This window comes from Flammeovirga sp. OC4, assembly GCF_000812565.1.
Classification (GTDB): domain Bacteria; phylum Bacteroidota; class Bacteroidia; order Cytophagales; family Flammeovirgaceae; genus Flammeovirga.
Genome location: NZ_JTAM01000113.1, coordinates 1 through 14,286, shown reverse-complemented (window position 1 = coordinate 14,286; position 14,286 = coordinate 1). Strand labels below are relative to the sequence as shown.

Annotated in this window: 13 protein-coding genes and 10 tRNA genes; 18 read left to right on the top strand and 5 right to left on the bottom strand. The window is 35.5% G+C overall.

All coding sequences use genetic code 11. From position 1 onward, the window contains the following. Nucleotides 1-168: 168 nt before the first annotated feature. The 3 genes from PL77_RS28915 to PL77_RS28905 all read left to right on the top strand — a co-directional run bounded on the left by PL77_RS28915 (nucleotide 169) and on the right by PL77_RS28905 (nucleotide 3,744). Nucleotides 169-1,509, top strand: a complete 1,341-nt coding sequence (locus tag PL77_RS28915; protein WP_044213249.1) for an MFS transporter — start codon at nucleotides 169-171, stop codon at nucleotides 1,507-1,509. 322 nt (nucleotides 1,510-1,831) lie between these two features. Beyond that, nucleotides 1,832-2,488, top strand: a complete 657-nt coding sequence (locus PL77_RS28910; RefSeq protein ID WP_044213248.1) for a type IV pili methyl-accepting chemotaxis transducer N-terminal domain-containing protein — start codon at nucleotides 1,832-1,834, stop codon at nucleotides 2,486-2,488. Then, nucleotides 2,485-3,744, top strand: a complete 1,260-nt coding sequence (locus PL77_RS28905; RefSeq protein ID WP_044213246.1) for a GAF domain-containing protein — start codon at nucleotides 2,485-2,487, stop codon at nucleotides 3,742-3,744. The genes PL77_RS28910 and PL77_RS28905 overlap by 4 nt, the downstream gene beginning before the upstream one ends. Before the next feature lie 90 nt (nucleotides 3,745-3,834). On the opposite strand, the gene PL77_RS28900 is transcribed toward PL77_RS28905, so the two are convergent. Further along, nucleotides 3,835-4,563, bottom strand: coding sequence for an SH3 domain-containing protein (locus PL77_RS28900; protein ID WP_172665972.1), 729 nt, complete (start codon nucleotides 4,561-4,563; stop codon nucleotides 3,835-3,837). A 126-nt stretch (nucleotides 4,564-4,689) separates the two neighbouring features. Here PL77_RS28900 and PL77_RS28895 point away from each other — a divergent pair. The 11 genes from PL77_RS28895 to PL77_RS28845 all read left to right on the top strand — a co-directional run bounded on the left by PL77_RS28895 (nucleotide 4,690) and on the right by PL77_RS28845 (nucleotide 6,239). Beyond that, a tRNA-Lys gene (locus tag PL77_RS28895) sits at nucleotides 4,690-4,762 on the top strand. A gap of 23 nt (nucleotides 4,763-4,785) precedes the next feature. Beyond that, a tRNA-Leu gene (locus tag PL77_RS28890) sits at nucleotides 4,786-4,869 on the top strand. Between the two features lie 39 nt (nucleotides 4,870-4,908). Then, nucleotides 4,909-4,981, top strand: a tRNA-Lys gene (locus PL77_RS28885). Between the two features lie 29 nt (nucleotides 4,982-5,010). Continuing rightward, nucleotides 5,011-5,083, top strand: a tRNA-Lys gene (locus tag PL77_RS28880). 29 nt (nucleotides 5,084-5,112) lie between these two features. Further along, nucleotides 5,113-5,185 (top strand) — tRNA-Lys (locus tag PL77_RS28875). A gap of 29 nt (nucleotides 5,186-5,214) precedes the next feature. Further along, nucleotides 5,215-5,287: transfer RNA gene (locus PL77_RS28870), tRNA-Lys, on the top strand. Nucleotides 5,288-5,316: 29 nt separating this feature from the next. Then, nucleotides 5,317-5,389, top strand: a tRNA-Lys gene (locus PL77_RS28865). Nucleotides 5,390-5,418: 29 nt separating this feature from the next. Beyond that, nucleotides 5,419-5,491: transfer RNA gene (locus PL77_RS28860), tRNA-Lys, on the top strand. A 29-nt stretch (nucleotides 5,492-5,520) separates the two neighbouring features. Next, nucleotides 5,521-5,593: transfer RNA gene (locus PL77_RS28855), tRNA-Lys, on the top strand. Between the two features lie 29 nt (nucleotides 5,594-5,622). After that, a tRNA-Lys gene (locus PL77_RS28850) sits at nucleotides 5,623-5,695 on the top strand. 118 nt (nucleotides 5,696-5,813) lie between these two features. Beyond that, nucleotides 5,814-6,239, top strand: coding sequence for a hypothetical protein (locus tag PL77_RS28845; RefSeq protein WP_156152594.1), 426 nt, complete (start codon nucleotides 5,814-5,816; stop codon nucleotides 6,237-6,239). A gap of 54 nt (nucleotides 6,240-6,293) precedes the next feature. Here PL77_RS28845 and PL77_RS28840 read toward each other — a convergent pair whose 3' ends face one another. From PL77_RS28840 to rsfS, 3 genes are all read right to left on the bottom strand, one after another. Then, nucleotides 6,294-6,755, bottom strand: a complete 462-nt coding sequence (locus PL77_RS28840) for a MarR family winged helix-turn-helix transcriptional regulator (RefSeq protein WP_044213241.1) — start codon at nucleotides 6,753-6,755, stop codon at nucleotides 6,294-6,296. 202 nt (nucleotides 6,756-6,957) lie between these two features. Then, nucleotides 6,958-8,973 (bottom strand): ATP-dependent zinc metalloprotease FtsH, encoded by a 2,016-nt coding sequence (gene ftsH / locus PL77_RS28835; protein WP_044213238.1) that lies wholly within the window; start codon nucleotides 8,971-8,973, stop codon nucleotides 6,958-6,960. A 35-nt stretch (nucleotides 8,974-9,008) separates the two neighbouring features. After that, nucleotides 9,009-9,377, bottom strand: coding sequence for a ribosome silencing factor (gene rsfS / locus PL77_RS28830; protein WP_044213236.1), 369 nt, complete (start codon nucleotides 9,375-9,377; stop codon nucleotides 9,009-9,011). Between the two features lie 172 nt (nucleotides 9,378-9,549). Here rsfS and PL77_RS28825 point away from each other — a divergent pair, with 172 nt between their 5' ends. Next, entirely contained in the window at nucleotides 9,550-10,332 is a 783-nt protein-coding gene (locus PL77_RS28825) for a biotin--[acetyl-CoA-carboxylase] ligase (RefSeq protein WP_044213251.1), read from the top strand. A gap of 37 nt (nucleotides 10,333-10,369) precedes the next feature. Here the strand turns inward: PL77_RS28825 and PL77_RS28820 are convergent, their stop codons facing one another. Next, nucleotides 10,370-11,674, bottom strand: coding sequence for an aspartyl protease family protein (locus tag PL77_RS28820; protein WP_044213234.1), 1,305 nt, complete (start codon nucleotides 11,672-11,674; stop codon nucleotides 10,370-10,372). A gap of 523 nt (nucleotides 11,675-12,197) precedes the next feature. On the opposite strand from PL77_RS28820, the gene udk reads away from it, so the two are divergent. The 3 genes from udk to PL77_RS28805 all read left to right on the top strand — a co-directional run. Further along, entirely contained in the window at nucleotides 12,198-12,812 is a 615-nt protein-coding gene (gene udk / locus PL77_RS28815) for a uridine kinase (protein ID WP_044213231.1), read from the top strand. Between the two features lie 37 nt (nucleotides 12,813-12,849). Then, a complete protein-coding gene (locus PL77_RS28810) occupies nucleotides 12,850-13,551 on the top strand; it encodes a TrkA family potassium uptake protein (protein ID WP_044213229.1) in 702 nt (233 codons plus the stop codon). A gap of 178 nt (nucleotides 13,552-13,729) precedes the next feature. Continuing rightward, a partial coding sequence (locus PL77_RS28805) for an NAD-dependent epimerase/dehydratase family protein (protein WP_156152593.1) occupies nucleotides 13,730-14,286 on the top strand: 557 nt, incomplete at its 3' end.

Sequence of the window (14,286 nt, the reverse complement as noted above, 5' to 3'; positions counted from 1 at the left end):
TTTTCAATTATGAGACAGCCTCTTTTTTTGTTTCCCATCTACAACCGATTGCAGAAAAAAAAGTATGAAAAAACTTCATTGACCTAACGATTATCAGTTAATTGTTATGTTTACATTTCTATATTTGTCTATTAGAGAATGAAAAAAATTAATATCAATAAATAATCTATGTCAAATAAATCCCTTAAACCTGATTTATCCTTTTGGCAAATATGGAATCTAAGTTTTGGTTTCTTAGGTGTTCAAATGGGGTTTGCCTTACAAAATGGCAATGTTAGTAGAATTTTACAAAATCTAGGTGCTGATGTCCATCATTTAGGATATTTCTGGTTAGCTGCTCCTATTGCTGGTATCATCATACAACCTATTATTGGTGGTGCTTCTGATTTTACATGGAATAAACTTGGTCGAAGAATACCTTATATAGTTGGAGGTGCAATCTGTGCTACTTTAGCTATGTTTTTGATGCCAAAAGCAGAAATTTTTATTTCTCTTATACCTCCAATGATTTTTGGTGGTATAATGCTTTTATTCATGGATGCCTCTTTTAACGTAACCTTCCAACCTTTCAGAGCTTTGGTTGGAGATATGGTAAATGACAAACAACGTGACCTTGGATATTCTGTTCAAAGTTTCTTAATCAATACAGGTCAAGTAGTAGGATCTGCTTTACCATTTTTCTTAGCCAATGTACTTGGTCTATCACAAAAACTTGCAGATGGTCAAAAAGTTTCTGACAATGTTGTTTGGTCTTTTTATATTGGTGGCGCAACACTAATGATTGCAGTTTTATGGACAGCATTTAGGACAAAAGAATATCCTCCAAAAGAGTATGCAAAGTATAATAACATAGATTTGGTAGCTAAAGAGGAGAGTAAAAATGAAGATTCGTTTATTAAAACTCTTCTTTCATCACCAAAAGTGATGATTCAATTAGCAGCTGTACAGCTTTGCTCATGGGTAGCATTCTATTTTATGTGGGTTTATTCTACACCTGCAATTGCTCAACATATCTGGAATACTGTTGACACTCAATCTGAGGAATATAACCAAGCGGGTGATTGGGTCGGTATGATGTTCGCAGCATACAGCTTATCTGCAGCTTTATTCTCTGTTGCTATGCCTGGCCTAATCAAGTTAACTAGTAGAAAAATTGTCTATGCCGGAGCACTAGTATGTGGTGGTATAGGCCTCATAAGCATAAGCTACATTAATGATCAATACCTGTTATTGATACCGATGGTTGGAGTTGGAATTGCTTGGACAGCAATTCTTGCGATGCCTTTCAGTATTCTTTCTGAAAACCTTCCTGCTGAAAAGATGGGAGTATATATGGGTATATTCAATATTACAATTGCAGGACCGCAAATTATCGCTGGTTTATCAGGAGGATTTATCTCTTCAACATTTTTCGAAGGAAACACAGTTGGCCTTTTAACAATGGCAGGTGCAATATTAATTTTGGGAGCTTTTTGTGTCTCTCTTGTTTCCGATCAAAAGAAAGCATAATATATTTTTGAGATGATATAACGTATCATTACTCATCAAAGGGCCACTTCAAGCAATTGGGGTGGCTTTTTTCATATCTATACCACTGTACATTTTTCCTTTGGGATCACTTCTTTCAAAATTTGGCACATAATTTTCGCTTCATTCAGTTCAACTCTTTATACATTTTCAGCTATTAAAGCGTTATTACATAGAGTTTGAAAGAAATACACGGTAAAAGAATTGATTTATTCTAGTATTTTTAATCACAGGAAAATTAACCACACTTTTTATTCCTAGTGCATCTTCAAAAGACAGTCAAAAGATCTAACAATATAAAGTAATGATAGACAAATATTTAAAGCAATTCACTATCAAACAAATCATTTTTTGGATTGGAGGTATTCTCACTGCCACCATGCTTTTTACTGTTTTGACCTTATTGGGTTTATATCAGAATGAAAGTTTGGAAGTAGATATTTCTTCAAGAAATGCTATGCTTTCGCAAAGGATGGTATTGCTATCAAATATTTATGTTAATACTGGAGAAAAAGAAAATCTTAATAGTCTAAAAGAAGCTTTAGATCTTTATGATGGTTCTTTATTGGCCATGAAACATGGTGGTACTGTACCTGGTTTTGATGGGAAGAGAATCCGTCCTGCCAGCGACCGTGTGGATGATTATATTGAAAGAGTTGAAGAAGTTTGGAAACCTTTTAGAAATCACCTTAGGATTATTCTGGAAGAACCTCTGACTACTTCCAATTACACCTTCAATATGAATATTCCTTTGGATACTGCCATGCTGGATAGTGTGGGACTATTATCTAAAGTAGATGAAGAAAATGTAACCATCAGAAATAGCCTTACTTACTTAGAAAAGACATCCGAAGATATGCTTAAGGTCAATCAAGACCTCGTCAAAGCTTATGTAAATGATGCTGTAGAGATTGAATATCAAATCACAAGATTTATTTTCATAGCAACATTTTTGTATTGAGAAGAGCTTTAATTACCCCATTAAAAGAACTTGCTCAAAAGAGTAATAAAATCGCTTTGGGTAATTTAAATGTCAATTTTAATTCCGCCGGCACTCAAGAAATGAGCACTATGCAAAGTTCTTTACTCTTTATGAAAGAAAAATTAGAAGACATTTCTGAGTACGTAATGGAATTCAGTAAGGGTAATTTTAATATTGAGTTTGATAAGATAAACGAGGAACAATTTAAAAATGACCCTTTTATACATTCATTAATAGATACCAAAAATCGACTAGAACAAAATTATAAAGAACGAAACGAGCGTGAATGGGTGAGTGAAGGTTCTGCTAAACTCAATAAATTAATACGTATCCATAGCAATGATGCTAATGAGCTAGGAAAAGCCCTTGTAAAAGAAATTTCAAGGTTTATGGAATGCTCCCATGCCTCTTTTTACATTCACAAGAAAGACCCAATTACAGGTGAGGAGTATATGGAATTGTCTGCATTATATGCATTTGATTTTCTAAAAGAGGCAGATCGTCAAAAAATTCAGTTGGGCGAAGGACTCATTGGTGAAATTTGGCAAGAAGCAGAATACATTCACCTTACAGAAATCCCTGAAGACTATATCAAGATTCGTTCTGGTTTAGGTGATGCAGGTCCATCTTCATTGATCGTTTATCCTTTTAAATCTCACGGAAATGTTGAAGTAATTTTAGAAATTGCCTCTTTCAAACCTTTCAAAAAGAAATCATTCCAATTACTAGAAGAAATAAGTGGTGCTATTGCCACCTCCGTAGTCACCTCTGAAAACACGTCTAACGTAAGCAAATTGTATAATGATAGTAAAAGACTCACAGACGAGTTAAGAACCAGTGAGGAGGAAATGAAGCAGAATATGGAGGAACTTCAAGCCACGCAAGAGCTATTGGTTAGAGAAAGAAGAGAAACTGAGAAGTCTAAAAAGCTTCTCAACGAAGTAGTAGACATCACAGCCGGTCGTTTGTTAATAGCAGAACAAGATGGTTCTATCTGGTTTGGTAGTCAATCATTCACAGATTTCCTAGACTATGAATCTGAAGAGTTACTCCAGCTTGAAATCGGTCAATTATTCCCCATTTATGCAGAAAATGAAGATTGGAAAGTTGTTCAAACTGAATTGACCACTTCTGTCAGAAAAAGTGAAGGAGAAATAATTCAAGTTTTAGTTACTATTCAAAAGCTTTATTTGGAAGAAACCGACAAATGGGTCTTCAAAATTATGGGTAAGTAATTCAAATTTCCATTGTACATAAAAAAGGGTTGTTCAGCTATTTTTGACTGAGCAACCCTTTTCAATTATTTCTCTGAAGAGAAAACTGACTTATTTCACTTCAAATACCATCCCTTTTCTAACATACCCTTCCGAATCATTTGGTAACTCTACCTTGTACCAGATATCATCTTGATCAATTAGCTTAAGACGTTCCCCTGAAGAAAGGTTAGAGATATTCTTACTTCCTGCAGAAGGTCCCTGCATCAACAAAGCTCCAGACCCCTTCACAATGCCTAATTCTCTCTTCATGCCACCATTGAATGCCCAAAGGGAAAAAACACTTATAACCACCACAGCAAACGTCAGCGTAGTAATAGAGTGCTGCTCCTTTCTTCTGATGTACATCAACACTAGGCATACAATCAAAAGAAAAATAATAACGCCCCCAATTTCACCTTTCATTTTATTGAAAAGAGAGGTCAAATATTCTTTATCTGAATATTGGTAACCTAAAAGATTATGATCTTCCGCAATCTTTGACATTTTATTTAGCGTACCTCGATCGGCTGTTAAGCCATATTGTAGGTTTAAATAATACAAAGCCGAAGCATAATTCCCCTGCCCTTCTTGAATGAAAGCCATTCTCAACAACATTTTTGAAGAAAAAACACGCTCCTCCTCCAATAATTTATCATAAATTGAGAAGGCATCGATGTACTGTTTTGCCTCAAAATACTCATCTGCCTTATCAATTTCAGATTCTACCGAAGAATTTGCAAAGGATATTTGATTGAAAATCAGTACGTAAAAACTTATTAAGAATAAAAAAAATCTCATTATTTGCTTGATATTGAAAATCATTCTACATTTGCACTCGCAAAAAAGGAAACTAAACGAGTTTTCAAATTTAAGAGAGGATTTTGAATATAGTAATATTTAAGTCCAATCTTTTAGAAAAATTATGATTCCGTAGCTCAGTTGGTAGAGCATCTCCCTTTTAAGGAGAGGGTCCTGGGTTCGAGCCCCAGCGGGATCACACTTGATAATAACAAATATCAAGCTCACGTGGTGAAATTGGTAGACACGCCATCTTGAGGGGGTGGTGGGAGCAATCCCGTGTTGGTTCGAATCCAATCGTGAGCACTTGTTATTTTCATAAAAATAAATTCGTTGAAAAACGATGATTCCGTAGCTCAGTTGGTAGAGCATCTCCCTTTTAAGGAGAGGGTCCTGGGTTCGAGCCCCAGCGGGATCACTTCTAAAATAAATTCGTTGAAAAACGATGATTCCGTAGCTCAGTTGGTAGAGCATCTCCCTTTTAAGGAGAGGGTCCTGGGTTCGAGCCCCAGCGGGATCACTTCTAAAATAAATTCGTTGAAAAACGACGATTCCGTAGCTCAGTTGGTAGAGCATCTCCCTTTTAAGGAGAGGGTCCTGGGTTCGAGCCCCAGCGGGATCACTTCTAAAATAAATTCGTTGAAAAACGACGATTCCGTAGCTCAGTTGGTAGAGCATCTCCCTTTTAAGGAGAGGGTCCTGGGTTCGAGCCCCAGCGGGATCACTTCTAAAATAAATTCGTTGAAAAACGACGATTCCGTAGCTCAGTTGGTAGAGCATCTCCCTTTTAAGGAGAGGGTCCTGGGTTCGAGCCCCAGCGGGATCACTTCTAAAATAAATTCGTTGAAAAACGACGATTCCGTAGCTCAGTTGGTAGAGCATCTCCCTTTTAAGGAGAGGGTCCTGGGTTCGAGCCCCAGCGGGATCACTTCTAAAATAAATTCGTTGAAAAACGACGATTCCGTAGCTCAGTTGGTAGAGCATCTCCCTTTTAAGGAGAGGGTCCTGGGTTCGAGCCCCAGCGGGATCACTTCTAAAATAAATTCGTTGAAAAACGACGATTCCGTAGCTCAGTTGGTAGAGCATCTCCCTTTTAAGGAGAGGGTCCTGGGTTCGAGCCCCAGCGGGATCACAAAAGCCAACATGCTAAAGTGTTGGCTTTTTTTATTTGAAAAACTGACTTTTTTTTAGCATATTAATTGGCACAACAAATTATATATGCTTATGTAGCAAAAATACTCTATATTACTATGAAATCACTTGAAAGTTATATTACAAAGGATTTTCGTATAGTGATTCTTTTCAGTTTTATGTTTTTTTATGCGGCTTTGCCAATTACAGCTACAACAGTAGAAACGCCGATTAAAAACGACTTCATTCTAGAAGAGAATAATGCTCTAACGTTAAATATTACACCTTCACAAATTATTTGTATTGATAATACAATTGATGTAAAGATGACGGTGAAAGGAATAGACACTAATTTCCCTGTACAAGTTTTACTTTACAATACAATTGGAAACTTAGTCTATCGAATGGATTTATCGTTAGACAAAACTGATATCCAATTTCAGTTTAAGCCACAAACAAAAATCACAGAAGGTCTTTATTTTGTATCAGTACTTAATGGTACTAATCGTGTAACAAGAAGAATGGTTGTTAATACTCAGAATTGATCTGGATTAACAACCATTTTTTTATTTGTGCTATTCACCATTGTAATTTTAATATTACTCGTCTCTAGAGTTTCTCAGCTTATCTAAAAGGGAACTTAGTTGATTTGCCTCCTCTTCACTTAAGTTGCGAACATTATCCAACATACCATCTTCATGAGGATCTAGCTCTGAGAGCTTATCTAACCCCTTCTGAGTGATGATAACATCTACTTTCCTTCTATTACTCCCACACGTCTCTCTCTGCACGTATTCTTTATCAATAAGTCTATCAATTAATCTTGTTAAATCAGGACTCTTGTCTATCATTACCTGCTTAATGCTCCCTGGATTCATACAGTTGGGGTGAGCACCTCTTAAGATTCTTAATACATTATATTGTTGTTGGGTAATATCAAACTGTTTACACCATGTTTTTGATAGATCTTGCATCCAACTATTTGTATACATCAAATTGATATACACTTTCTGGAATGCATTCTTAAATTCCTTTTGATTTATATCCTTTTCAATAGACATTGCCGTACTATAATTTGTTTAAACAAAATATGTAATTCTTGCAATAAGGGATATTTTTTCAACTAAAGCAAATTTTTAAAAATATGTTTAGGAAACAATTTGTTTAAACAACTACATCTGTAAAATGATAACAATAAGCATAAAAAAGGCTACTCCAAAAATGGAATAGCCTTCTCTTTAGTATCTGAAATATGCTTAACAATTAAGCATCATCTTTTTTTACTTCTTCAGAGCTTTCAGTTGCTTCTGCTTCTTTTGACTCTTCAATAGGTTTTACATCCTGCACATCTGTAAATTCTTGATAGATCGTCTTTTTATCGAAAGGACGCTCCCCAATTAATTTTACAAGGTCAGATTGATATAAAACTTCTTTCTCTAATAACTGCTGAGCTAATTTTTCTAAAGCATCACCATGCTCTCTTAATAGAGCAAGAGTTCTTTGATAAGCATCATCAATCAACTTCTTCACTTCATCATCGATCTTCTCAGCAAGTGCTTCTGAATAAGGTCTAGAGCTGAATTCGCTTCTATTAGGATCATAGAACGATACGTTACCGATCTTATCATTCATACCGTAAATAGAAACCATGCTGTAAGCCATTTTAGTAGTTCTCTCCAAATCACTTAAAGCTCCTGTTGAGATTCTACCGAAAATGATTTCCTCTGCCGCACGACCACCAAGTGTCATACAGATCTCATCCAACATCTCCTCAGTCGTATTCAAGTACTGTTCTTTTGGAAGGTATTGAGCATAACCTAATGCTGCTACACCACGAGGTACGATACTTACTTTCACTAATGGATTTGCATGCTCTAAGAACCAACCTGTCACTGCGTGTCCTGCTTCGTGATAAGCAACAATTTTCTTCTCTTCTGGAGAGATGATTTTGTTTTTCTTTTCCAATCCACCAATTACTCTATCAATTGCAGCCATGAAATCATCCATGTCTACTGCAGGCTTGTTGTTACGAGCAGCAATCAATGCAGCTTCATTACAAACGTTCGCTAGCTCTGCACCTGCAAAACCTGGTGTCTGCGTTGCTAACTCTTTAGGGTTAACGTTCTCAGCAACCTTGATAGGGTTCAAGTGTACCTTAAAGATTTGCTCACGACCATTGATATCTGGCTTATCTACTGAAATCTGACGATCAAAACGACCCGCTCTCATCAAGGCACTATCCAATACATCCGGACGGTTAGTTGCCGCCAAGATAATTACTCCTGAATCAGTACCAAAACCATCCATCTCTACTAGAAGTGAGTTCAATGTATTCTCACGCTCATCATTAGATCCAGGCATAGAACCTTTACCTCTTGAACGTCCAATAGCATCGATCTCATCAATGAAGATGATACAAGGTGCTTTTTCCTTAGCTTGTTTGAAAAGGTCACGTACACGAGCGGCACCTACACCCACAAACATTTCTACGAAGTCAGAACCTGACATACTAAAGAAAGGAACTCCAGCTTCTCCTGCTACCGCTTTTGCTAATAAAGTTTTACCAGTACCTGGAGGGCCTACAAGTAAAACACCTTTAGGAATTTTACCACCTAGGTCAGTATATTTTTTAGAGTTTTTCAAGAAGTCAACAATCTCCTCTACTTCCTCTTTCGCTTCATCCAATCCTGCAACATCCTTGAATGTTACTTTCATATGGTTTGGCTCGAACATTTGGGCTTTAGACTTACCGATATTAAAGATTTGTCCGCCAGCACCACCTGTAGCCATACGTCTCATCAAGAACCAGAATCCAAAAAGAAGGATCAAAAGGAAACCAGAACTAAAGAACCAACTTCCGAAACTCTCTCTTGTTTGAATTTCGTAAGGGATTTTCTCACCTTCAGGCTTACCCTCTTCCATTTCATCCAATTTAGAAAGGAAATGTTCTCCTGAAACTACTTTGAATTTGAAATTAGGTTCAATTGACACCACTGAAAAAGGGCTTCTTTCCTCTTGTACTTTAGAGTACTTGCTCTTTTTAAGGGCTTCATTTTTTAATATAACCTCTACTAAATTATCATTGACAATGATGACCTCCTTCACATCTCCCTCTTCCACCATCTCTTTAAAGGCGTGCAGTGTGGTAGTCTCTGTGGTACTACTCTTACTAAAATAGGCCAATCCAACAACCACAAGAATTAACGCAATAAGCATCCATACTTGATAATTGTTTTTAGGCATAGGATTTTTTGGAATATTCCTCTTGTTCTGATCCATCCGAAATGTATGATCTAATGTGTGTTATTTAATTTTTATTCAGTAGGTAGCTTAAAAACCTTAGCATCTCCCCAAAGCTCTTCTAATGCATAGAATTCACGCTTTTTAGGAAGGAAAACATGAGCTACTACATTAATGTAATCAAGAAGGGCCCAACCTTGTGAACCTGTTCCTTCTGTAGCAAATGCTTTTTCGCCGGCAGTTTCTTTAACTTCTTTTTCAATACTATCAACAATTGAATCTAGCTGAGTGTCTGAAGTAGCAGTGCAAATTACAAAGAAATCTGTTACCGCGTTCTTTACTTTTCTTAAATCTAATATTTCAATATGTTGAGCCTTCATTTCCTGCATTCCTTTTGCCACAACATGTGCAAACTCTTCCGTTCCGATCTCCTTTTTACTCATATTTTTAAAATTAGGATTTTCCTCCCTTTATATCTATTATTTTTTATATTTCTAACAAAAGCTATAAAATGTTCTCAATTGAACTCAATTTTGTATAATTGCATTGCAAATTCAATACTTTTTTTGATTTGTATTGAATTATAACAAGATTATAAACAAAAGTAACAAATACTTGTATAAAATTTCTGCCAATACGTCCTTTATCGGTAAAAGTGTCATATATATGCCTTCTTGTCATTCTACCAATGATCATGTTGGAGCACTACTAGCACAAGAGAAAAACTTACAAGAGGGAACAATTGTTCTAACTCCTGAACAAACAAAGGGACGAGGTCAAAGGGGAAACTCTTGGGAATCTAATCCTGATGAAAATATTACAGCCTCATTTTTATTACGACCTCAATTTATCACTGCAAGGAATCAGTTCCAACTAAATGTTGCGATAAGTTTGGGTGTTTTCGATACAATTCACCATTTAACTCCATCAGGAACAAAGATTAAATGGCCTAATGATATATTGGTCAACAATAAAAAAATAGGGGGTATACTGATTGAAAACTTTATTATCGGTCAAAATATATCACACAGCATTGTTGGAATAGGTCTCAATATCAATCAAGAAAGCTTTGTTGGCGATTTCCCTGCAACATCTCTTTTTTTAGCATCTGATAAAAAGTTTCAAGTTCCTAGAGTGATTGAAACACTTCTAGAAAACATAGAAAAAAGATATTTGAGTTTGAAAAATGAGGGCTATGATCGTTTACGCCAAGAGTACTATACTCACTTATTCTGGTACCATGAAACAGGATGTTTCCAAGAAACACTCCCTAATGGTGAAGTCAACATTTTTGAAGGGCAGATTTTAGGTGTAAATGAAAATGGGTGTCTTTCTATTGGAGACCAGAATGGTAAAATAAGGCACTTTGGTTTTAAAGAAGTAAAGCACCTTTATTAAGGTTTTAATAGGATTCCCTTTTTGCCTGATCACTATCTTAGTTTTGGCGGAAAGGGTCTTCTAACCTTAGAGAAAAGGTTTTATTTCTTCCTTCTAAGTCTTCTACTGCTATAGATATTTTTTGTCCAATTTTTCCTCTAAATAGAATACGTATTTCTTCAGACGTTAAAAATGCGACAGACTGTCCATTTACTTTCAAAATTCTATACCCTTGTTGCATTCCTGCTTTATAAGCTGGAGACTGCTCTCTTATTTGAGAAATTCTAAAAAACGGCAAACCTGGATAAGGAGTTGTAAATTCTAACCCTAAATAATTGTACAAAAAGTCATCTTTGAAATCTGTATTTTTTCGAATTAGCATTTCTTCTTTTTCATAATCAAAGATCACCGTGAATCTTCTTAGTACCTCAGCACCAATACTACCATGACGAGTAGAATCTACTACTTTCATACCGATGGATTCATAGTCAGGGTATTTTACGATGGGGTCATCCAATGTAAAAGAACCTAAGCTTAACTTCTCTAATCGATTAACCTTACCATACAAATCACCGCTTATCCCAACTCCTAAATGATCTCGAATAGCCTTGACAGAAGCTCTCAAGCTATGATGGTCTGACTCAAAAATGGAAAGTGCATGACTTGCACCTGTATCCACTAATAATGATACTTTATGCGTTTTGTTAGTTTCCCTTGTCAATAATGCACTCTCAATATACGCTCTGTTTTTGCGTACTGTAAGAGGAATACTTTCGTATCTCTTCTTAAACCTATCCCTCCTTTTAGCATAATAGAAGTCTTTTTTGTAGAGTGTTAATAGCCTTCTTTTATAGTCTATACTCACTACAAAATGATTAAAAACCGTAGAACCAATCAAACCATGAATCAACATTCCCATCGTGTCAGATAATTTAAAAATATCTTCACTTGGATAAATGATGTCCTGATTGAACCCTTCAATACCTTTTAAATTAATTTTATTTCCCCAAGAGTGATAAGCACGAAGGGGACCATCGGTTCCCATCCCTTTAATATCTACTTCTCTAGTTTTTTGAGGGGAAATATTTAACTTTTTTGCAAATACAGGATCGCACAATATGATGTAAGACGCACCTGAATCTAAAATAAAATTTAAGGTATCAGAGTCGTTAATAACCATTGGAATTACCACCAGGTTATTGACAAGCTTAAACTTGATTTGCGTAAAATCTTGTCTTACATGTGTAAATGCCAGATTTTTAAGGTGAGCTTCTGCTTTATTCTGAGCTAATATATTTAGAGGTTTAAAGATTAAAAGTAGCAAACTCACCAAAAAAAATAATGTTGTTTTTTTGGTACTCATTTTTGATAGTAATGTTAGTTGACGGAGAGAAATTTGACATTTTTAATATAGTGAATATTTGGGTTCTTCACAAGTCATATTCATTGATCTACAAGCATTTAGAGACAATTTTAGTAGGGACACCAGTCTACCTTAAAGAAAACAACACCTCCATCTTAAAATAACGCTACTTTTGGGCACAAAAAAAGAGACTCATAAAGTCTCCTCATTGGTGTAATTAAAATAGAGTAGTAAGATAATAAAACAGTCAAAATTGGCCTTAGCATTTGATACTTTGTAACATTTGTAATAGTTATTATTCAGCTGTGGAAAAACCAACAGAGCTATTAAATAGCCTCATTACAAAAGTATCAGAAAGGCGTTTCGTAAACAATACCCATTTGTAGGTATTTTAAAGTAGAATGATAGACGGCATTAAATTATTCATAGATATAACCCTAAATTTCTAATGAAACTATACAAAGTACTGTTTTCTCAATTGGATCTATTAATTTTGAATTATTGTTTCATTAAAAATCCATAGATGGAAACTCCTTATATAGTAGGTATCACAGGTGGTAGTGGATCTGGAAAAACTACCTTTATTAAAATGTTGACGGATCTAATCGGTGAAGATAATATCTGTACAGTCTCTCAAGATAATTACTACATCGACAAAGAAAGTCAGCCAGAAGATGCTAAAGGTATCAAGAACTTTGACACGCCCTATTCAATCGACTTGGAGAAGTTCTACCAAGATATTCAGAAATTAAAAAATGGAGAAGTAGTTCAAATTCAAGAATATACTTTTAATAATGCTGCTGCAGAACCAAAATTACTTACTTTCAACCCTAAGAAAGTAATTATCCTTGAAGGTATTTTTGTATTTCATGATCCAAGAGTTTTTGATATCATTGATCTTAAACTTTTCATTGAAGCAAAAGCTCACTTGAAATTAAGTAGACGTATCAAGAGAGATAATGTAGAGAGAGGATATGATATCAATGATGTATTGTACAGATATGAAAACCATGTAATGCCTGCTTACGAGAATTACATCAAACCTCACAAAGAAACTGTGGATTTAATCATCAGAAATGATGTTAATTTCGATACAGGTTTAGAAGTAGTTAAAACATTCTTGCTTCAGAAAATATAAGGTCCTAACTTCCCGTCTTAATTAGAAACTAATTAATATGGCAGAAGGAAAATTTGCAATTATTGGACTAGGGCAATTCGGTACATCAGTAGCTAAAAATCTCTCTAAGTTAGGAGCTGAAGTTATGGCTATCGATAGAGAAATAGAAAGGGTGGACATCGTAAAAGACGATGTTGCTTATGCCGTTGCTCTTGATTCAACAGATATAAAAGCATTAAAAGCACAGTCTATCCATGAAATGGATGCTGTGCTTTTGGCTATTGGAGAAAACGTAGAAGGACTCTTACTCACCACTGTACTTCTTCTTGAACTTAAGGTAAAACGTATTATTGCGAGAGCTGTCAGTGAACAGCAAAAAATCATCTTGCAGAAACTAGGTGTCTCGGAAATCATCCTCCCAGAAGACGAAGTGGGTAAAATGACGGCAGAAATGCTACTCAACCCCGAAATTCAATCTTTTATGACGCTTCCTGACAGTTATGAAATTGTGGAGGTGATTGTACCAAGGAGACTATACGGGAAATACCTTGAAGATGCTGATATTGAAAATACATTCAACGCTGACATTATTGCTCTTCGAAGGCTGTTTGAAGAAAGAAATCCTCTTGGTGTAACTGAATACAAAGAGCACCTTATCCGCAACCCTAAAGACATAAAATCTGTACTGCAAAAAGGTGATAAACTGGTAATGCTTGCCACTAAGAAATCAATTAAACAATTTCTTGAGGTGAATAGCTAAATCACACTCCTTTCTAGAATCATCCATTGAGTACAACTCAAAAACTATGAAACTATTGATAAATGGTAGTACCTAATTTTTTAACCGCATAGGAATTGTCTATTATCAATTGGCATGTTTTTTTAGCATTAAATGAATCATCACTCTCATAATAATGAGAGAAAATTATATATATAGAATGAAGAAATTTCTAATTACAGGTGGAGCAGGCTTTATCCCTAGCTCAATCGCAGATAAACTTCTTGAAAATCCCAATAACTTTGTGGTTTGTGTTGATAACTTTTTAACTGGTGAAAAGTGGAAAATACCAACCCATGAAAACTGTAAGTTCATTAAATGTGATGTCAATCGCTATGAGGAAATTGCAGCTATCATGACAGCTTATAATTTTGATTACGTTTTCCATTATGCAGCAGTTGTAGGAGTAAAGAGAACACTGGAAAACCCTGTAATGGTACTCGAAGACCTTCAAGGGATTGAGAATGTACTTCGTTTATCAAAAAATACTGGAGTAAAAAGAGTATTCTATTCGTCTTCATCTGAAGTTTATGGTGAGCCAGTTCACTTACCACAACACGAACATACAACTCCTTTGAACTCAAGACTTCCTTATGCAATTGTCAAAAATGTAGGAGAAGCTTATTGTAGATCTTTCAAACAGGAGTTTGATTTAGACTACACCATTCTTCGTTTCTTCAATACTTATGTAAGGGGGATAAAACTAATAGTAACAAA